Below are 17,744 nucleotides of genomic sequence, written 5' to 3'. Positions count from 1 at the left end.
ATACGGACCGAAAGGCATCGATGTACGGCAAGGCATTCGCCCCCGAGTACCAGGGCGCGCTCACCACCCTGTCCGTCAACTCCTCCCTGACCGACGTCCTGGCCGCCGGCACCGAGCGGTTGAGGGCGGCCGAGCGTGCCGGGGAGCTGGGGGAAGCGGCGCGTTCCGGGCTCGCGGTGGCCGAGGCGCACCGGCGCCTCGGCCGGGTCGAGGACGCGGACCGGGCCTGGAAGGCGAGTTACCGCGCGGCCCGCCGGGCCGGGGACGTGGCAGCGATGGCCTGGGCACTGTGGAGCGGCGGCACACTGGCCCGCCAGCGCGGCGCGTTCCCGCTGGCCCGCCGGCTCCTCCAGCTCGCGGCCGACCTCGGCGAACGCGGAGGGGACATCGTCGTACGCGGCTACTCCCTGGCGGGCCTGGCGGAGACGGGCCGGATCCAGGGCGACTACGCGGCGGTCGGCCGCCTGCACGAGCAGTTGCTCGCCGAGGCCCGGCGGCGCGGGGAGGCGCGCCACACGGTGTGGGCCTTGGAGGGCATCGCGCAGATGCACCGCAACACCGGGAGGTATGACGCGGCCTACGCCCTCTTCGAGGAGGCCGCCGAGATCGCCGCACGGGCCGAGGACCGGCGCGGCCACGCCTGGGCGCTGCGGGGTCTGGCCGATGTCGTGTCGGTGCGCGACGGGGACACCGAGCGGGCCCTTGAGCTGCTGAGCGAGGCGGAGGCGACGTGCCGCGCGATGCGGCTGTCCAGCGCGCTGGCGTACAACCACAAGATGCGCGGCAACGTCCTGTACCGGGCCGGGCGTTACGCCGAGGCGCGGGCGCTGTACGAGCAGGCGCTGGCGGAGTTCCGCGAGATGAGCGAGCCGCGCGGCCAGGCGCTGTCCCGTCTCGGCCTCGCCAAGTCCCTGGCCCGGCTGGGCCGCGACCCCGGCGAGACGGCGGCCGAACTGGCCGACCTCGCCGGCACACTGGAGCGCATCGGCCTCCAGCACGCCCGCAGGATGGTGGCCCGGGCCCACGAGGAACTCGGCATCCCGGCGGCCGCGCGGGTGACGGAGGCGGCACTGTGACGGCGTTGCCGACGGCCGCGGGAGCGGTGCGGCGGGACACGGCGGAGGCCGGCCCGGGTGTGCCCGCGGCAGGGCCGGTCACGGCGCCGCCCACCCCGGGGCCGGCAGGGGCGGCACAACAAGGTCCCGTGCCGCACGGCGAGCGGCACGCTCTCGCGGGCGGCGGCTCCGGCCGGCCCCGTGACGCTTCCCGGATCCTCGACCGCTGCCGTGCCCTGGTCCGGCCCGCCCTGGCCGAAGCCGTCGGTCAACTTCACCCCTGGGTCGCTGAGATGGCCGCCTACTCCTTCGGCTGGTGCGAGGCCGGTGGAGCCCCGGCCGCCGCCCCGGGCGGCAAGGGCGTACGGCAGGCGCTCGCGGTGCTGGGTGCCGAGGCGGCCGGGGCGCCCGGACGGGAGGGGGTGGCCGCGGGCGTCGCGGTGGAGCTGGTGCATACCTTCTCCCTGCTCCACGACGACATCATGGACGGCGACGCGGCCCGGCGCCGCCGCCCCACCGTGTGGAAGGCCTACGGCACGGGCCCCGCGGTCCTCGCCGGTGACGCCCTGTTCGCGCTGGCCGTCGGGACGCTCGCCGCGCGGCCGGGCGGTGCCGGGGCTGTGCGGACACTGTCCCTGGCACTGAACGACCTGGTCCGCGGCCAGGCGGACGACCTGCTGTTCGCCGAGCGCCCCTGGACGGGACCGCGACGGGTACGGCCGGACGAGTACCGGGCGATGGCCGAACACAAGACCGGTGCCCTGCTGGGCTGCGCGGCCGCGCTGGGTGCCGTGCTCGGCGGTGCCGCGCCGGGGACGGTCACCGCCCTCGACCGGGCCGGGCGGCACCTCGGGGTCGCCTTCCAGATCGTCGATGACGTGCTGGGCATCTGGGGCGACCCGGAGGTCACCGGCAAGCCGGTCCACGGCGATCTGCGGGAACGGAAGAAGACGTTCCCCGTACTGGTGGCGCTCCGCTCCCCGCAGGGCGAGCGGATCGCAGCGCTCCTGGAGACCGGCGGCGAGCCCGGCACGGCGGCCGCGCTGATCGAGGAGGCGGGCGGCCGCGCGGCGGCCATGGCGCAGGCGCGGCGGCACATCGCCGCCGTCGAGACGGCGCTCGGCGGCGTGCCGCTGGCGGCGGGGGCCGCCGGCGATCTGCGGTCACTGCTCGGCTACCTGGTGCGGCGCGACGCCTGAGGCGTCCTTTCCTTGTGCCCGCCCGGCCTCCGCCCGCCGCAGCGCGTTGACCCGGACCCCTTCCGCGGGTCAGGGTGCTCCACGGCGCGCTCCGCAACCCGCGCCAGGAGGATGGCTGCCGTGATCGGCATCTCGGACATCGAAGCCGCGGCGGAGCAGGTCGCCGGGCACGTCGCGCGCACCCCGACCGTGGACAGCCCGGGGCTGTCGGCGCTGCTCGGCGCCCCGGTCACCGCGAAGCTGGAACTGCTGCAGCGCACCGGCTCGTTCAAGGCGCGCGGTGCGACGGCGAAGCTGCTGTCGCTGAGCGAGGCCGAGCGGGCCGCCGGGGTCGTGGCGGTCAGCGGCGGCAACCACGGGATCGCCCTCGCGGTGATGGCCGCCGTCCTCGATGTGAAGGCCACCGTGGTGATGCCGCGCTCGGCGCCCGCCCGCGCCGCGGAGATCGCGGAGGCGTCCGGTGCGTCGGTGCGGCTGACCGACGACATGGACGGCGCCTTCGCACTGATGACGCGGCTCCAGCAGGAGGGGCTGACTCTGATCCACCCTTTCGACGACCCGGTGGTGATCGCCGGGCAGGGCACGGTCGGCCTGGAGTTCGCCGCCGACGCCGGTGAACTCACCGACGTACTGGTCAGCATCGGGGGCGGCGGGCTGATCGCCGGTGTTGCCGCGGCACTGCGGGCATGCCGTCCGGGGGTGCGGGTGTGGGGCGTGGAGACCGAGGGCGCGCAGGCCATGTCCGAGGCGCTGTCGGCGGGCGGCCCGCTGCCGGTCGCCCTGTCGTCGATCGTCTCCACGCTCAGCGCGCCGTCCGTGTCGCAACTGACGTACGACCACGTCTCCGCCCTGGTCACCGAGGTGCTCGTGGTGCCGGACCGGGAGGCCGTGCGGGGCTCGCTGGACCTCGCCGACCATGCCAAGGTGTGGGCCGAACCGGCCGCCGGCTGTCTGCTGCCGGCCGCGCGGCAGGTCCTGGAGCGGGTCGGTGACGGGGCCCGGCTCGGCCTGGTGGTGTGCGGGGGCAACGCGACCACGGGCGACATGATGGCGTGGTCGAAGCGCTTCCAGCTGCGCTGAGCGTCCGGCCGCCCTCGCGGAAACCGTCGCCGAATTCATCCAAGGGCCGTCGAGTTCAGCCGTCGGACACCTCTCTATTTACCTCCGGTTACCCGCAGGCCGACCGGGAATTCGCGAATCCGGACGCGACAGTGGCCGAATTCTCCGCACGCGCGGCACCCGGGAGGCGGCCGAGGTGAGCCGCCCGAGAGCACAAAAGACCGATTCCTCGCACGCTTGAGCCCATCGCTTGAACAAAAGACAAGAATGCGCGCGGAGTTGTGATCGGATTGAACGGAGGCCGCCTCACCCCCCGTACCTCTGGAAAAGATGAGAGCCAGGTTTCCAGCGAGGGATGGCCATGGGCAGGGCGTACGTCTCCACACACCAGTTGGTCGCCGGCCGGTACCGGCTGCTCGAGATCATCCAGCGCGAGACCAACCGGATCTGCTGGTATGCCGAGGACACCGGCGCCGGGGATGTGTCGCGGCCCTGTCTGGTCACCCAGGTCGGGCTTCCTGACGACCCGCACCAGACCGAGCGCCGGACCGCCGCCCGCCTGCTGCGCATGTCCGAGAGCATGGCGCTGATGTGCCCCGGCCGGATCGCCGCAGTCGTCGACGCCGTCGAGGAGGCCGGTGGCCTGTGGACGGTCAACGAGTGGATCGACGGCACCCCGCTCGGCGAACTCCTCTCCGAGCAGGGCACGTTCAACTACGTGCGGGCCGCACGCGTCGGCCTGGAGCTGCTCGACGTGCTGGACGCCGCGCACGCCGAGAGCATCACCCACGGCGAGCTCAGCCCCGGCCAGGTCTTCGTCCGCGAGGACCAGTCGATCGTCGTCACCGGCTACGGCCTGGCCGGTGCGACCCTCGCGCCGCGGCTCACGGCCCCCGCGTACGCCTCCCCCGAGCAGGCCCGCGACCAGCGCATCGGCCCGGCGGCCGACCTGTGGGCGCTGGGCGCGATCCTCTACACGATGGTCGAGGGACGCCCGCCCTTCCGGGACCGGGGGCGCCCGGAGACCACCCTGAAGGCCGTGGACCGGCTGCCGCTGCGCGCGCCGGTGCGCGCCGGGCCGCTCACCCAGGTCGTGCAGGGGCTGCTGCGCAAGGACTCCCGGGAGCGGCTGACCCGCCCGGCGGTCCGTGAGGCGCTGACCCGCGCGCTCAGCGCGGACCCGGAAGCGGACCTGGCCGCGGTGCCCGTCCCGCGGTTGCGCGGTGCGTACGCCGCCGTACGGCCGGGCGGCCGGGCCTGGAGCAGACGGACCGTGGTGGCGGGGACGGCCCTGGCCGTCGTCACCGTGGCGGTCGCGGTGCTCGCCGCGACCCAGGGGCTGCCCGGCACCGACTCGGGCAGCGACGCGGCGGACTCGCCCGCCCGGCCGCCTGCCTCCGCCGCCTCGCCGTCCGCGGGCACCGGCGGGCAGAGCGCCGAACCGTCCGGGAACCCCAGCGCGACCGAACCGTCCTCCCCCTCCCCCACCCCGACGTCCCCGCCCCCCACGGCCACACCCACACCGTCCGCCCCGGCCACGGCCCTGCCGCCCGGCTTCCGCCGCTACCGGGCGCCCGAGGGCTTCTCCGTCGCGCTCCCCGAGGGCTGGGGGCGGCTGGACACCGACCGCCAGGGCGATCTGGCGTACCGGGTCGTCTTCGGCGCCGACGGTGACCACCGCACGCTGGCCGTCACCTACAGCGCCCGCGTGGGCCCGGACCCGGTGGCCGTGTGGCGGGACGACGTCGAACCGAACCTCAAGCAGTCCGACGACTACCGGCGGATCGGCTCGATCCGCGCGACGACGTACCAGGGGCGCGAGGCCGCCGACATGGAGTGGACGGCGGACGTCGACGGGACCCGGGTGCACACCTTCGGCCGGGGCTTCCTGCTGGGCGGGGGCCGGAGCTTCTCGCTGCGCTGGACGACCCCGGACGCCGACTGGGAGGACGAGGCGAACCAGGAGGCGCTGCGCACCTTCCTGAAGACGTTCCGGCCCGCCTCAGACTGAGCCGCGCGGTGCCCGCTGGGTGGTGAGCCGGCCGCCGTGGAGCGGCTGCGTGCGCCAGCGCGCCGTGACCGTGCGTTCCGTGAGCGAGCAGGTCAGCGCCAGGCGGTGCGGTGTCTCCAGGAACACCGCTTCCAGCGCCAGCGTGCCAACGTCGGTCCAGCCGCCGCTCACCGCGGTCGGCAGCGGCTCCTCGGCGACCGCCCAGCCCTCCGCCGCGATCCGCAGGTCCAGCCGCTCCCCGTCCCCGGTCAGCTCCAGCGTCCAGCCGTCCTCGTCCCGAGCGAGCCGGGCCGCCCTGACCGGCCCGTCCTCCCCGGAGGACGTGAACGCGGCGGCGGCCCACTCCTCGGCCCGGGCCGGCGGTGCGGGACGCCCCGGGGCGGGCGGCAGCGCGAGCCGGGCGAGGCGCTCCCGCAACTCCGTGTCGGCGGCCCCCCGGCCGGTCAGCGGCTCGGGGCCGAAGGCGGGCAGCAGATGTTCCCAGACGAGGTTCAGGACCTCCTGCATCCGCTCGGTCGCCGCCGTCGTCACGATCACCGCGTCGTGCTCGGGCAGCACCAGGCAGAACTGGCCGTACGCGCCGTCGCCCCGGTAGCCGTGCCGGGACCTCCAGAACTGGAAGCCGTAGCCCTGGTGCCAGTCCTCCCGGTCGGTGTCTCCCATGGCTCCGGCGGTCGGTACGCGCGGGTGCGTGGACCGGTCCGGCCACCCTTCCGGCAGCAGCCGCCTGCCCTCCCAGATCCCGTCGCGCAAGTACAGCCGGCCGAGCCGGGCCACGGCGTCAGTGGTGGCGTGCAGGCCGCTGTAGCCGATCTCGCGGCCGGTGCGGTCCCGCAGCCAGGCCGCCTCGCCGATGCCGAGCGGATCCAGCAGCCGGGGCCGCAGGTATGCGGTGAGCGGCTGCCCTGTCACCCGCTGGACGATCGCGGCGAGCGTGTAGGTGGTGGGCTGGTTGTAGGCGAAGACGGTGCCGGGGTCGCGGTCCGGGGGCAGCAGCAGGAACCCCCGGACGGGCTCCACGGGGTCCGTCCCGTAGGCCTCCTCGACGGTCTCCCGCTCGTGGCCGCTCGACATGGACGCCACGTGCCGCACGAGCATGGCCCGGCTGCGCGGATCGGTGATGTCGGCCTCGAACTCCGGGAAATAGGAAATCACCGGCGCGTCGAAGTCGAGCAGCCCCTCGGCCTCGGCCAGGGCGGCGGCGGTGCCGGTGAAGCTCTTGCTGAGGGAGTACAGCAGGTGAGGGCGGTCGGGGGTGTACGGCGCCCACCAGCCGGAGGCGACCAGGTGTCCGTGCCGCAGGATCATCAGGCTGTGCGGCTCGATCCCGGGGTCGGCTTCGAGGGCGTCGAGGAAGGCGTGGACACCGGCTGCGTCGACGCCCTGGGCGGCCGGATCGGCGGGAAACAATGGGGGAGCGCTCATGGAGGCATCCTGCCCTCGCCGGTGGACCGTGATCGAGCCGTTTCCCCGTCCGCTGTCAGGGGACCCGACGGTTATGGTGCAAATCGGATACACGATGATGACCGAGCAGACTGGCCCCCGCGAGCTCGTCGACCATGTGGTGCGGGCCGAGGAGGCGGGCTTTGACTTCTCGGTGACCTCGGACCACTACTTCCCGTGGCTGCGCTCGCAGGGCCACTCGCCGTACGCGTGGGCCGTGCTCGGAGCGGCCGCCCAGGCCACGTCGCGTATTCCGCTGATGACGTACGTGACGTGTCCGACGTTCCGCTACCACCCGGCGGTGGTGGCGCAGAAGGCGGCGACGGTGCAGTTGCTGGCGGAGGGCCGGTTCCGGCTGGGGCTCGGCTCGGGCGAGAACCTCAACGAGCACGTGGTGGGCGGCGGCTGGCCGTCCGTCGATGTGCGGCACGAGATGTTCGAGGAGGCCGTGGAGATCATCCGGGCCCTCTTCGAGGGCGGCCACGTCAACCATCGCGGCACGCACTTCGACGTGGAGTCGGCCCGGTTGTGGGATCTGCCGGACGAGGCGCCGCCCATCGGCATCGCCGTCTCCGGGGAGCGGTCCTGCGAACTCGCGGGCCGGCTCGGCGACCTGGTGATCGCGACCGAGCCCAAGGCGGGTCTGCTGGAGGCGTTCGACCGGCACGGCGGCGAGGGCAAGCCCCGCGTGGGCCAGTTGCCGGTCTGCTACGACCCCGACCGGGACACGGCCATCAAGCGCGCGCACTCCCAGTTCCGCTGGTTCGGCAGCGGCTGGAAGGTCAACTCGGAGCTGCCGCACCCGGATTCCTTCGAGGCGGCGACCCAGTTCGTCACGCAGGACGATGTCGCCGAGTCCATCCCGTGCGGCGACGACCCGGACGCGTTCGTCGAGGCCGTGCGCCCGTACGCCGAGGCCGGGTTCACCGAGATCGCCCTGGTCCAGATCGGGGGCGAGTCGCAGCCGGCCTACCTGGACTGGTCGGAGAAGACCCTGCTGCCCGCTCTGCGCGACGCGTTCGGCTGAGGTCCTCCGCCAGCGCCTCGACGGCCTGCCCGACCAGTTGAGCCCTCCGATCCGGGGGGCTCTTCTTCATGAGCGCGCTCATCCGCTGCGCCTGATGGGTGGTGGGCAGGAATCCGGCCAGGAGGAGCGGCAGCAGCAGGCGCCTGACGAGCACTTCGCTCTCCGAGGTGACCTGCGGCCTGCGCACCACCGAGACGTTGACGCGGACCGCGTGCTCGTTGCCGGGCGGAACACCGGGCCGGTCCGTCTCGATCGCGGCGTAGCGGAAGCCGTTGCGCCAGGTCGCAGGCCGGGCAGCCGGCCGGTCCGCGGGCGAGCCGGCCGCCGCAGTCGGGGCACACCAGCCGGTCGAGAGCGGCGTCGACCACCCGCCAGTCGTACCGGTCGGGTTCGGCCGCCACCACCTCGGCCAGCACCCGCTCCTGGTCCGCGCCGACGGCGTCCCACTGCCGCAGGAAGGCGGCCCACTCCTCCTCGACGATGGCGTCCACCCGTTCACGGCAGACGGCGCAGGCGGGGCCACCGCCGTACTCGTACCCGCCGCACTCCGCACAGCGGCGCAGCTCGGCGCCGGCCTCGGGTCGCACCATGCCCCTCATCCTCGCGCACGCCCGCCCGCGGGGGAAACGGATTGGGCACCGGGACAGCGGGGGCCAGGACCACGGAGACAGCCCCACGGCAATGGGGCGTCACCGCCGGAAACGCGGAGCCGGAGTACGGCGCCAGGCACCGCGGGCCGGAAAGCGGAGACCGGCCACGCCCCGGCCGTCGCCCCGCCGGGCAGACCGTCGACGCGCCCGCCGACCTCCGCCGGGAGGCCGAGCGGCACCTGTCGCTCATCGACGAGCTGGACGAGGCCGAGGACGCCGGCGAGTGGGCCGCCGAGGCGTACGACACCATGAAGTCCCTGGTCGTGGAGGCCGTGGAGGCCGACCCGGGGCTGCGGGTGCAGGAGCGGCGCAGCAAGTTCTACAGCAGCCTGCAGAAGGCGACCAAGGGGTTCGAGGAGCTGACCTTCGACGACGCCGGGGAGTTCTACGAGGACGACATGGTGCAGCGTCTGGAGGAACTCCAGCGGGCCGTCGCGGTCTGCGTCGAGTCCCTGCGCGGCGCCCGCGGGAATCACCCATTGGGCTGAGCATTCCGTCTGGATCGGGGGTACTAGAGGGCTCTACGTCGGTTCTTCCCGGAGGCCCCCTCGTGAACTCGTTCGTCCACAAGACCCTGGTGGTGCAGCTGCAGGCGGGCGACACGGACCGTTTTTCCGTGCTCGCCCACCTGAGCTACGACGCCACGGACCCGTTCGCCGTCACGGTCGTCTTCAGCCATGACGGCCGGGTCCTCGCCCGGTGGCAGCTGGACCGCGAGATGCTCGGCGACGCGCTGCGGCGTCCGGTCGGCGTGGGCGATGTGCGGATGCGCCCCGAGTCGCGGGGCATGTGGCAGGAGCTGCGTATGGAGTTCCTCGGCGACGCCCGCCCCGACGGCGGCCGCCACCACGCGGTGGTGTTCGCGTGGGCCCCGGCGTTCGCCGCGTTCCTCCGGGAGACCCACGAACTGGTCCCGCCGGGCCGCGAGGAGGTCCGGGTCGACGACTTCCTGGCGGATGTCATCGCCGGGGGCTGACCCGCGGGCGAGTTCAGTAGGCGAACTCGCGCCAGGGGCCCGCCCCGGCCAGCCGCGGAGGAGCTGGCCATGTTCGCTGACAAACCTGCTGTGCTGCCTGCCGGTCGCCCACGAGGCGGACGCCTTCACGGCCACGCGGGGCGGCGTGGCCGTGCCGCCGTCACCTGGAGGTGTAGCGGTGCCTGGTCCACAGCGGCAGGACGAACCAGCACAGCAGATACCAGCCGACCACGCCGGCGACCACATAGGGCACGTAGTCGTCGTTCGTCGCCACGCGCAGGATCAGCAGCAGTGACGCGGTCATCGTGGCGAGCAGCAGCACGAGGCCGAGCAGCGTGAGCCGGGAGGCCAGCTGCACCGCCTGGGGTTTGACGCGCCGCCCGGAGACGAGGCGGTGCAGGGAGACCGGCCCGATGAGCGCCCCGGTCGCGCACGCGCCGAGGACGACCGTCACGAGGTAGATCGTCTGGTTGGTGCCGGAGAGATCGTCGTACTTCGCGGTGAACACCACGGTGAGCAGGAAACCGAACAGGATCTGCACACCCATCTGCGCCACGCGGACCTCCTGGATGAGTTCCTGCCACATCCGGTCCGCTCTCTCCTCCTCCGTCTCGTTGCGCCCCCGGCGCAGGACCCCGCCCTCTGACGCGTCCGCCACTGCTTCCTCCCGGTGTGAGACCTGACCTCCTCTTTCCCCGTGTGCCCCGTAAAAGGCCCTCGTCCCGCGGCGGCGGTTTGAGCGATCAGGGGGCGGTTACACGGACGGCGCGAATGACGCACAGCCCGAGGAGGTCGTGGACGCATGTCCGGAACGCAGCTCACCGTGACGCTCAGCGGCGGAGGCGCCGACGACGCGCGAACGGTCGTCCGGGCCCTGGAGGGCACCTTCGGGGCGCCCGACGAACGGCCCGCCGACGGGAACGCGACGGTGCACACGGCGAACTTCGGCGGCGAGGCGGACGCGGGTTCCTCCGGGAGCACCGGGGAGGGCGCCGGGCGCCTGTCCGCGCCGGTGACCGTCACCGTGCAGGGCAGCCCGGAGGCCGTGCGTCGGGCGAGCGACACGCTCACCCGCGCCTTCACCGCCCGCGACGACGGTGCCGCCTCCGGCGACCAGGAGCAGGAGAGGCAGTTGCTCCTGGAGCCGTGAGGGCGAGCCCTACCAGCGGGATTCGATCTGGTCCTTGATACGCCGGTCGTACAGGTCGCGGATCGCCGTCAGTGTCTGGCCGGGCAGCTCGGGCAGACGGGCGGCGGCCGCGTTGGCGCGGGCCTGCTCGGGCGAGCGGGCCCCGGGGATCACGGTCGTCACCCCGGGCTGCTCGATGATCCAGCGCAGGGCCAGCTGGGCCGGGGTGCAGCCCTCGGGGGCGAGCGCCGCGAACTCGGCGGCCGCCTCGACACCGGTGGTGTAGTCGACGCCGGAGAAGGTCTCCCCCACGTCGAAGGCCTCGCCGTGCCGGTTGTAGGTGCGGTGGTCGTTCCCGGGGAAGACGGTGTCCCGCGTGTACTTGCCCGACAGCAGTCCGGAGGCCAGCGGGACGCGGGCGATGATGCCCACGCCCGCCTCACGCGCGGCCGGGAGCACCTCGCGCAGGGGCTTCATGCGGAACGGGTTGAGGATGATCTGCACGCTCGCCACGTTCGGCCGGGCGATCGCGGTCAGCGCCTCCGCGCAGGTCTCGACGCTGACGCCGTACGCGGCGACGCGCTCCTCCTCGACCAGGGTGTCGAGGGCGTCGAACACCTCGTCGCTGGAGTACACGGGCGTCGGCGGGCAGTGCAGTTGCACCAGGTCGATGCGGTCGACGCCGAGGTTGCGCCGGGAGCGGTCGTTCCAGGCACGGAAGTTGTCGAGCACGTAGTTCCCGGGGATCTGGTCGACCCGGCGGCCCATCTTGGTGGCGACCATCACGTGCAGGTCCGGCCGGCCGCTGAGGAAGGCGGCGATGGTCTGCTCGCTGCGGCCGTCGCCGTACACGTCCGCGGTGTCGAAGAAGGTCACCCCTGCCTCGGCCGCCGCCTCCAGCACCGCGAGGGCTTCCTTGTCGTCGACGTCTCCCCAGTCGGCACCCAGCTGCCACGTGCCGAGACCGACGACGGAGGCGTGCTGACCCGACCTGTCGAATGTGCGCTCGTCCATGGGCGTCAGTCTGTCATCAGCCACGGCTCCGTGCGGAACGTGCCGGTCCGGCCCGCCAACCCCACCAGATTCACTCACACGAGTGAAGATAGGCGACAGGGACCTGTCACGTGTCAACCGGCCCCTAGCGTGACTCCACGTGACCACCGACTCAGTGAGCGACTTCCCGTCGGACGACCTCCGCTGGACCCGCCGGGGCTTCCTGCTCAGCGCCGCCGCCCTGGCCGCCGTGCCCGGCCTGCCGGCGGATCCGGCCGCCGCCGCAGCGGAGTTGCCGGACTTCCCGGCGGACGTCGCGCTGTACCGCTCGGCGTACCGCAACTGGGTCGGCGAGATCACCGCCGACGGCCTGTGGGCCTGCGCGCCGGACGGCCCGGACCAGGTGGTCGCCGTCGTCAACTGGGCGTGGCGGCACGGGTGGCGGGTGCGCGCCCGGGGCGCCGCCCACGGCTGGTCCCCGCTGACGGTGACGGAGGAGACGCCGTCCGGTGCGCCCGTCCTGCTCGTCGACACCGCCGCTCACCTCACCGGCCTCGCCCTGGACTCCCCGGCCGCCGTGCGCGCCGGGACCGGCGTGACGATGGAAGCGCTGCTCACCTTCCTGGAGGAGCACGGCCTGGGCGTCACGGCCACGCCCGCTCCCGGGGTTCTCACCCTGGGCGGGGTCCTGACCGTCGACGGGCACGGCACGGCCGTCCCCGCGCGGGGGGAGCGACGCCGGCCCGGGCACACCTACGGCTCGCTCAGCAACCTGATCCTGTCCCTCACGGCCGTGGTGTGGGATGCCCGGGCCGGTGCGTACGTGCTGCGCACGTTCCACCGCGACGGGGCGGACTGCGCCGCGCTGCTGACGCATCTCGGGCGGTCCCTGGTGACCGAGGTGGTGCTGCGGGTGGGCGCGAACACCGGCCTGCGGTGTGTGAGCCGTACGGACATCCCGGCCGGGGAGCTGTTCGCCGCGCCCGGCTCCGGCGACGGGCGTACCTTCGCGAGCTTCCTGGACGAGGCGGGGCGGGTCGAGGCCATCTGGTTCGCCTTCACCGAGCACCCGTGGCTGAAGGTGTGGAGCGTCTCCCCCACCCGGCCGCTGACCTCGCGGAAGGTGACGCGGCCGTACAACTACCCGTTCTCCGACAACATCCCGGCGCCGGTGGCGGAACTGGTCGGCCGGATGACCTCGGACGCGGCCTGGTACCTGGCGCCGGCACTCGGGACGGCGCAGTACGACGCGGCCGCGCTGGGGCTGGTGACAACACTGTCGGCGGACATCTGGGGGCCGTCCAAGAACACCCTTCTGTACCTGAAGCCGACCACGCTACGGGTGCACGCGAACGGCTACGCCGTACTCACGTCCAGGGCGCAGGTGCAACGGGTCGTCTCCGGATTCGCCTCGTTCTTCCGGGAGCGGCTGACGGCGTACGCGGCCCGGGGCAGCTTCCCGGTCAACGGTTCGGTGGAGATCCGGGTGACCGGCCTGGACGACCCGGGCGACACCGCGGTGGCCGGGGCTCGGCCGCCGCTGCTGTCCGCGCTCCGGCCGCGCGCGGACCGTCCCGAGTGGGACACGGCGGTGTGGCTGGACGTCCTGACGCTGCCGGGCACGCCGGACGCGGAGGCGTTCCTGCGCGAGACGGAGCGGTTCCTGCTGCGTACCTTCGACGGCGGTTTCGCCCTCACGCGGGTGGAGTGGTCCAAGGGGTGGGCGTACACGGACGACGGGGTGTGGAGCGACCAGGAGGTGCTGGGCTCGGCGGTCCCGGACGCGGTCGGGCGGGCCGAGTGGGCCGAGGCGGACGCGGCCTTGGACCGGCTCGACCCGCACGGCGTGTACGGCAACGCATTCCTGGACCGGCTGTTCGGCCCCGGGGCGGGGCCGGAGTGACTACTGGCGGGCGGCCGGCGCCAGCGTGTGCACGGTCCGCGCGACCTTCGGGCCCAGCCAGCGCCTGAACCGGCGCAGCGGCTCCAGTTGCCCGGCTGCCCGGTCGAGCCGGTAGTACAGCTGCGGCGGGACGTAGGGCAGCAGGGGCGAGTGGCGCTGCCCGAGCAGGGCGAACATGCGTTCCGGCGGCAGGTGCATGTAGCGCGGGAGGTTCTCGTACCACTGGGCGCTGTAGCGGGCCGCGCTCGTACTCCAGGCGCACGCCGAGGTCGCGGGCCCGGGCGGCGAGGATCTCCAGGAGGCGGTGGCGGCCGATGCCGTGGCCCTCGTCGCCGCTGTGCCGGGTCGTCAGGTCCCGGACGTGGGCGGCCCCGTCGCGCCAGCGGACCGACTCGGCGTCGAGGACGCGCGCCGACTCGGGGTACCGCTCGTGGAGTTGATCGAGCAGTCCGCGCCAGTACGTCACGCCCCAGCCGTAGGTCGAGCCTTCCGGGTCGCGTTCGTAGACGGTGATGTCGTGGGACGGGTCCTGCCGCTTGAGCAGGATCGAGAGATACAGACCGGCGGGCCCGCCACCGACACAGGCGACCTTCACGCACACCCCTGAGGATCACCGAGAGCTTTCGGTTGCCGACGCAGAGTAGCAGCGCGAAGGCACCATCGGCCGGACCGCCGGATCGCGTCAGTTTCGCGGCGTGACGCGCACCACGGACAGCGGAGGGCGCTGGGAGAAACATCAGCCACGGCGTCCCGTGCGGGTGGAATTTCCCCTTCCGGGCTCCTGCGCGGCTCCCGCGCAGCAAGATCATCTTCGTTCAACCTTGCACGACTTGAGAGGAATTGCCCGGATCGCAGCCAACCGGCTCGCGTGGATTTCTCCCCTGCCGGGCGGGCCGATAGGCATGCGGTGTCATCAGCCGAACCGACCCAGGAGGTCCGTATGCCGGAACTCAGCCGTCGCCACGCGCTCACCGCCGCGGCCGCCCTCGCCACCGCCGCCGGAACCCTGCCGGCCGTCACCCCGGCGGCGGCCGCCGGGCACGCGCACTCCCCCGGGACCTTCGACGAGGTCTACAAGGGCCGCCGGATACAGGGCCGTCCGGTCACCGGGGCCGGTCACCACCACCACGGCGCGGGTTACGCGGTGTTCGTCGACGGGGTGGAGCTGCACGTGATGAGCAACGCCGACGGCAGCTGGATCAGCGTCGTCAGCCACTACGACCCGGTACCCACCCCGCGCGCCGCCGCCCGCGCCGCGGTGGACGAGCTGCGGGGCGCGCCCCTGCTGCCCTTCCCCGCCAACTGACCCGTACCGCAAAGGCATCTGGAGCACCCGCACATGGCTGTCCGCAAGAACCAGTCCACCCTGACCGCCGACGAGAAGCGGCGTTTCGTCGCCGCGCTGATCGAGCTGAAGCGCAGCGGCCGCTACGACGCGTTCGTCACCACGCACAACGCGTTCATCATCTCCGACACCGACAACGGCGAGCGGACGGGGCACCGCTCACCGTCCTTCCTGCCCTGGCACCGGAGATTCCTCCTGGAGTTCGAGCGGGCGCTGCAGTCGGTGGACGCGTCGGTGACCCTGCCGTACTGGGACTGGACCGTCGACCGTACGCCGCGCGCCTCACTGTGGGCGCCCGACTTCCTCGGCGGCACGGGACGTGAGCGCGACGGCCGGGTTTCGGACGGCCCGTTCTCCGCGGCGAGCGGGAACTGGCCGGTCAACGTGCGGGTCGACGGCCGTACGTTCCTGCGCCGCTCCCTCGGTTCCCAGGGCCGCGAGCTGCCGACGCGGGCGGAGGTCGAGTCGGTGCTGTCGATGCCGACGTACGACATGGCGCCCTGGAACAGCGGCTCGGACGGCTTCCGCAACCATCTCGAAGGGTGGCGGGGCGTCAATCTGCACAACCGCGTCCACGTCTGGGTCGGCGGGCAGATGGCCACCGGCGTCTCCCCCAACGACCCGGTGTTCTGGCTGCACCACGCGTACATAGACAAGCTGTGGGCCGACTGGCAGCGCCGGCACCCCGGCTCCGGCTATCTGCCGGCCGCGAACACGCCGAACGTGATCGACCTGCACGAGACGATGCGGCCGTGGCACGACATGAGTCCCGCGGATCTGCTGGACCACACGCCGCACTACACGTTCGACGCCTGATCAGACGGCCGCGCCCGTGCGGCACTCCGGGTGGCCCCAGCCGCTGTCGTTCTTGGCGATGGGCTCGCCGGCCGCGTACGAGCGGCCGCACTGGCAGCGGCCGGGGAACTTCGCCTTGATCGTGCGCGGGGAGCCCTTCGCGCCGGAGCCCTTCGCGGCGGACGCCTTCCCGGTGCGGGTCGCGCCGCCGCGTGGGCGGGACCGCGGGGCCTTGGCCGGGGTGTCCGGGGAGGGCGGCGGCTCGGGGGAGCCGAGGCCGCTGCCCGCGGGCTCCTGGACGGTGGCGGCCTGGCTGGCGGCGCGGTCGGCGAAGTCGTTGAGCCGGTCGCCGTCGACCTGGTGGGCGGGGACGTAGCGGAACTCGACCGAGCGGCCGTCCAGGAGCTCGTCGATGCGGACGACGAGGTCCTGGTTGGCGACCGGCTTGCCGGCGGCGGTCTTCCAGCCGTTGCGCTTCCAGCCGGGCAGCCAGGTGGTGACAGCCTTCATGGCGTACTGCGAGTCCATCCGGATCTCGAGCGGCACATCCGGGTCGGTCGCCGTCAGCAGGCGCTCCAGCGCGGTGAGTTCGGCGACGTTGTTGGTTGCCCTGCCGAGCGGCCCCGCCTCCCACCGCTCCGGCGTCCCGGAAGCGTCGGCGACGACCCAGCCCCAGCCCGCGGGCCCGGGGTTTCCCTTCGAAGCCCCGTCGCACGCGGCCACCACACGTTCACCCATGCGCTCGATCATGCCATGGCCGCGGGAGCCGTCCGGCCGGGGAGGGCCGGGTGCTCAGGACACGTCGGTCAGCTTCGGCATCTCCCCCTCGGTCGTGGTGATGTCGATCACCGAGAAGTTCGCGCCCTGCGGGTCGCTGATCGCGGCGAACCGGCCGAACGGGGTGGTCATCGGCCCGAACCGCAGGACACCGCCGAGCTTGGTGGCCTTCGCCACGGCCTCGTCGCAGTCCTCCACGGTGAAGTACACGTTGATATACGGCCCGGTCTCGGGCGGGAACTCCTCCCCCTCACGCTAGTCACCCGGGGGCGGGCCCGCGCGCCGAACGGGCCCGGCCGCAGACGAGCACCCCGAGCGCTACGCCGCGGACACGGGCCGTGCCGACCGCCTGCGTCCACCGGTCCTGCGGTCCGGGCCGACCGCGTGTGAGCCACCGTGTCCGGTGTACGTCTTCCCCCCGGCGCCCGGCTGTGCTTGCCTGAGTGCCGTTTCGGTGGCGGGGGCGGGAGTTGCCGTATGCGCAAGGCGTGGGTCGTGGGGGTCCTGGTGGCCGGGGTGCTGCTCGGCGGGTGCGGGGACCCGGTCTCCGCACCGGAGGAGCCGGCGCCGGCCCCACCGCGCGCGTCGGCCTCCACCACACACCAGCGCGCCCCCGCCTCCCCGGGCGCGGCGCCGAAGAAGGCGCCCAAGGTGCTGTACCTCGGCGACTCGCTGGCGATGGAGGGCCAGAAGGTGCTGGGGCAGGAGTTACGCCGGGACCTGAAGGCCGAGTACACCAGCGCCCCGTACTCGGGCACGACGCTGTGCGACTACCTGGAGGGCACGGCCGAGCGGTCGCTGGTGCCGGCCGCCGACAAGGCCGCCGCGCTGGTGCGCAGGCTGCGGCCGGACTTCGTGGTGCTGCAGTTCTGGGGGAATTCCTGGGGCTACACGCAGTGCATGGACGGCATCACCCACGACGAGTCCAAGGCCCGGTACTTCGACCGGTACGCCGACGACGCGCGCCGGCTCACCGAGCAGATCGCCGCGGCCGGGGACGGCAAGCGCCCGAGGATCGTGTGGGTGTCACAGGGCCCGGACCCGATCAACCCCGACCGGGTCCGGCGCGTCAACGCGCTCTACGAGGAGCGGGCCGCCGCCTCGGGCGACCTCGTGGCCGACGCCGGGAAGGCGGTGAGCCCGGCAGGCGGCCGCTACACCTGGACGCAGCACCTGCCGTGCACGGCCTTCGAGCGCGCCCACCCGGACTACTGCACCCAGCCCGGCCGCGACCGGACGGCCCTGCACCGCGACGACGACTATCTCCACTTCTGCCTGGCTCCCACCACGTCCAGGCCGAAGCCCTGCCCGGTGCGCTCCCCCGGGATCCTGCGCATCGCCCGCGAGATCACCAAAACCATTCGACAGTCCGCGAGTTGAGA

15 protein-coding genes and 3 pseudogenes are annotated in these 17,744 nt (G+C 73.3%); 12 read left to right on the top strand and 6 right to left on the bottom strand.

Annotated elements, in window-relative coordinates; translation table 11 throughout:
• The first annotated feature begins 20 nt into the window (after positions 1-20).
• From ACZ5TL_RS16695 to ACZ5TL_RS16680, 4 genes are all read left to right on the top strand, one after another.
• Positions 21-1,076: a tetratricopeptide repeat protein gene (locus ACZ5TL_RS16695; protein ID WP_468590455.1), complete on the top strand. Its 1,056-nt coding sequence runs from the start codon at positions 21-23 to the stop codon at positions 1,074-1,076.
• 128 nt (positions 1,077-1,204) lie between these two features.
• A complete protein-coding gene (locus ACZ5TL_RS16690) occupies positions 1,205-2,254 on the top strand; it encodes a polyprenyl synthetase family protein (protein ID WP_468590454.1) in 1,050 nt (349 codons plus the stop codon).
• 120 nt (positions 2,255-2,374) lie between these two features.
• Positions 2,375-3,334: a threonine/serine dehydratase gene (locus ACZ5TL_RS16685; RefSeq protein WP_468590452.1), complete on the top strand. Its 960-nt coding sequence runs from the start codon at positions 2,375-2,377 to the stop codon at positions 3,332-3,334.
• Between the two features lie 340 nt (positions 3,335-3,674).
• A complete protein-coding gene (locus ACZ5TL_RS16680) occupies positions 3,675-5,324 on the top strand; it encodes a serine/threonine-protein kinase (protein ID WP_468590451.1) in 1,650 nt (549 codons plus the stop codon).
• Here ACZ5TL_RS16680 and ACZ5TL_RS16675 read toward each other — a convergent pair.
• Positions 5,316-6,749 (bottom strand): serine hydrolase domain-containing protein, encoded by a 1,434-nt coding sequence (locus ACZ5TL_RS16675; protein WP_468590450.1) that lies wholly within the window; start codon positions 6,747-6,749, stop codon positions 5,316-5,318. The two genes, ACZ5TL_RS16680 and ACZ5TL_RS16675, sit on opposite strands and share 9 nt — an antisense overlap.
• Positions 6,750-6,822: 73 nt before the next feature.
• Here ACZ5TL_RS16675 and ACZ5TL_RS16670 point away from each other — a divergent pair, with 73 nt between their 5' ends.
• The 3 genes and pseudogenes from ACZ5TL_RS16670 to ACZ5TL_RS16660 all read left to right on the top strand — a co-directional run bounded on the left by ACZ5TL_RS16670 (position 6,823) and on the right by ACZ5TL_RS16660 (position 9,420).
• On the top strand, positions 6,823-7,794 hold the full coding sequence (locus tag ACZ5TL_RS16670; RefSeq protein WP_468590449.1) for an LLM class F420-dependent oxidoreductase: 972 nt from the start codon (positions 6,823-6,825) through the stop codon (positions 7,792-7,794).
• 766 nt (positions 7,795-8,560) lie between these two features.
• Positions 8,561-8,932, top strand: a pseudogene (locus ACZ5TL_RS16665) (hypothetical protein); the annotation flags it as partial.
• 62 nt (positions 8,933-8,994) lie between these two features.
• Positions 8,995-9,420: an SsgA family sporulation/cell division regulator gene (locus ACZ5TL_RS16660; protein ID WP_468590447.1), complete on the top strand. Its 426-nt coding sequence runs from the start codon at positions 8,995-8,997 to the stop codon at positions 9,418-9,420.
• A 160-nt stretch (positions 9,421-9,580) separates the two neighbouring features.
• Here ACZ5TL_RS16660 and ACZ5TL_RS16655 read toward each other — a convergent pair whose 3' ends face one another.
• Positions 9,581-10,078 carry a DUF6328 family protein gene (locus tag ACZ5TL_RS16655; protein WP_468590445.1) on the bottom strand — a complete coding sequence of 166 codons (498 nt, stop codon included), beginning with the start codon at positions 10,076-10,078 and terminating at the stop codon, positions 9,581-9,583.
• Positions 10,079-10,222: 144 nt separating this feature from the next.
• Between ACZ5TL_RS16655 and ACZ5TL_RS16650 the strand changes: the two genes are divergently transcribed.
• Positions 10,223-10,570, top strand: coding sequence for a hypothetical protein (locus ACZ5TL_RS16650; protein WP_468590444.1), 348 nt, complete (start codon positions 10,223-10,225; stop codon positions 10,568-10,570).
• Positions 10,571-10,579: 9 nt separating this feature from the next.
• Here the strand turns inward: ACZ5TL_RS16650 and ACZ5TL_RS16645 are convergent, their stop codons facing one another.
• Positions 10,580-11,563, bottom strand: a complete 984-nt coding sequence (locus ACZ5TL_RS16645) for an aldo/keto reductase (RefSeq protein WP_468590443.1) — start codon at positions 11,561-11,563, stop codon at positions 10,580-10,582.
• 139 nt (positions 11,564-11,702) lie between these two features.
• Here ACZ5TL_RS16645 and ACZ5TL_RS16640 point away from each other — a divergent pair, with 139 nt between their 5' ends.
• Complete coding sequence (locus tag ACZ5TL_RS16640) at positions 11,703-13,445, top strand: cholesterol oxidase substrate-binding domain-containing protein (RefSeq protein ID WP_468590442.1); 1,743 nt, start codon at positions 11,703-11,705, stop codon at positions 13,443-13,445.
• On the opposite strand, the pseudogene ACZ5TL_RS16635 reads toward ACZ5TL_RS16640, so the two are convergent.
• A pseudogene (locus ACZ5TL_RS16635) lies at positions 13,446-14,040 on the bottom strand (NAD(P)-binding protein).
• Positions 14,041-14,385: 345 nt separating this feature from the next.
• Between ACZ5TL_RS16635 and melC1 the strand changes: the two are divergent.
• Entirely contained in the window at positions 14,386-14,751 is a 366-nt protein-coding gene (gene melC1 / locus ACZ5TL_RS16630) for an apotyrosinase chaperone MelC1 (RefSeq protein ID WP_468590441.1), read from the top strand.
• Positions 14,752-14,784: 33 nt separating this feature from the next.
• Positions 14,785-15,606, top strand: a complete 822-nt coding sequence (gene melC2 / locus ACZ5TL_RS16625) for a tyrosinase MelC2 (protein ID WP_468590440.1) — start codon at positions 14,785-14,787, stop codon at positions 15,604-15,606.
• On the opposite strand, the gene ACZ5TL_RS16620 is transcribed toward melC2, so the two are convergent.
• Both ACZ5TL_RS16620 and ACZ5TL_RS16615 read right to left on the bottom strand, forming a co-directional pair.
• Positions 15,607-16,335, bottom strand: a complete 729-nt coding sequence (locus tag ACZ5TL_RS16620) for a ribonuclease H family protein (protein WP_468590439.1) — start codon at positions 16,333-16,335, stop codon at positions 15,607-15,609.
• Positions 16,336-16,377: 42 nt separating this feature from the next.
• A pseudogene (locus ACZ5TL_RS16615) lies at positions 16,378-16,608 on the bottom strand (VOC family protein); the annotation flags it as partial.
• A gap of 231 nt (positions 16,609-16,839) precedes the next feature.
• Here ACZ5TL_RS16615 and ACZ5TL_RS16610 point away from each other — a divergent pair.
• Positions 16,840-17,742: an SGNH/GDSL hydrolase family protein gene (locus ACZ5TL_RS16610; RefSeq protein WP_468590438.1), complete on the top strand. Its 903-nt coding sequence runs from the start codon at positions 16,840-16,842 to the stop codon at positions 17,740-17,742.
• The last annotated feature ends 2 nt before the right edge of the window (positions 17,743-17,744 follow it).

This window comes from Streptomyces sp. NPDC033136, assembly GCF_055578235.1.
Note: the sequence above shows the minus strand (reverse complement) of the source record. Positions and strands in the feature narration are given on the sequence as shown.

Excerpts from the sequence above, each read along its gene's own strand:
- ACZ5TL_RS16695 (WP_468590455.1), top strand. The coding sequence starts at position 21 with ATGTACGGCAAGGCATTCGCCCCCGAGTACCAGGGCGCGCTCACCACC.
- ACZ5TL_RS16680 (WP_468590451.1), top strand. The coding sequence starts at position 3,675 with ATGGGCAGGGCGTACGTCTCCACACACCAGTTGGTCGCCGGCCGGTAC.
- melC1 (WP_468590441.1), top strand. The coding sequence starts at position 14,386 with ATGCCGGAACTCAGCCGTCGCCACGCGCTCACCGCCGCGGCCGCCCTC.
- ACZ5TL_RS16675 (WP_468590450.1), bottom strand. The coding sequence starts at position 6,749 with ATGAGCGCTCCCCCATTGTTTCCCGCCGATCCGGCCGCCCAGGGCGTC.
- ACZ5TL_RS16610 (WP_468590438.1), top strand. The coding sequence starts at position 16,840 with ATGCGCAAGGCGTGGGTCGTGGGGGTCCTGGTGGCCGGGGTGCTGCTC.
- ACZ5TL_RS16620 (WP_468590439.1), bottom strand. The coding sequence starts at position 16,335 with ATGATCGAGCGCATGGGTGAACGTGTGGTGGCCGCGTGCGACGGGGCT.
- melC2 (WP_468590440.1), top strand. The coding sequence starts at position 14,785 with ATGGCTGTCCGCAAGAACCAGTCCACCCTGACCGCCGACGAGAAGCGG.
- ACZ5TL_RS16670 (WP_468590449.1), top strand. The coding sequence starts at position 6,823 with ATGGTGCAAATCGGATACACGATGATGACCGAGCAGACTGGCCCCCGC.
- ACZ5TL_RS16645 (WP_468590443.1), bottom strand. The coding sequence starts at position 11,563 with ATGGACGAGCGCACATTCGACAGGTCGGGTCAGCACGCCTCCGTCGTC.
- ACZ5TL_RS16650 (WP_468590444.1), top strand. The coding sequence starts at position 10,223 with ATGTCCGGAACGCAGCTCACCGTGACGCTCAGCGGCGGAGGCGCCGAC.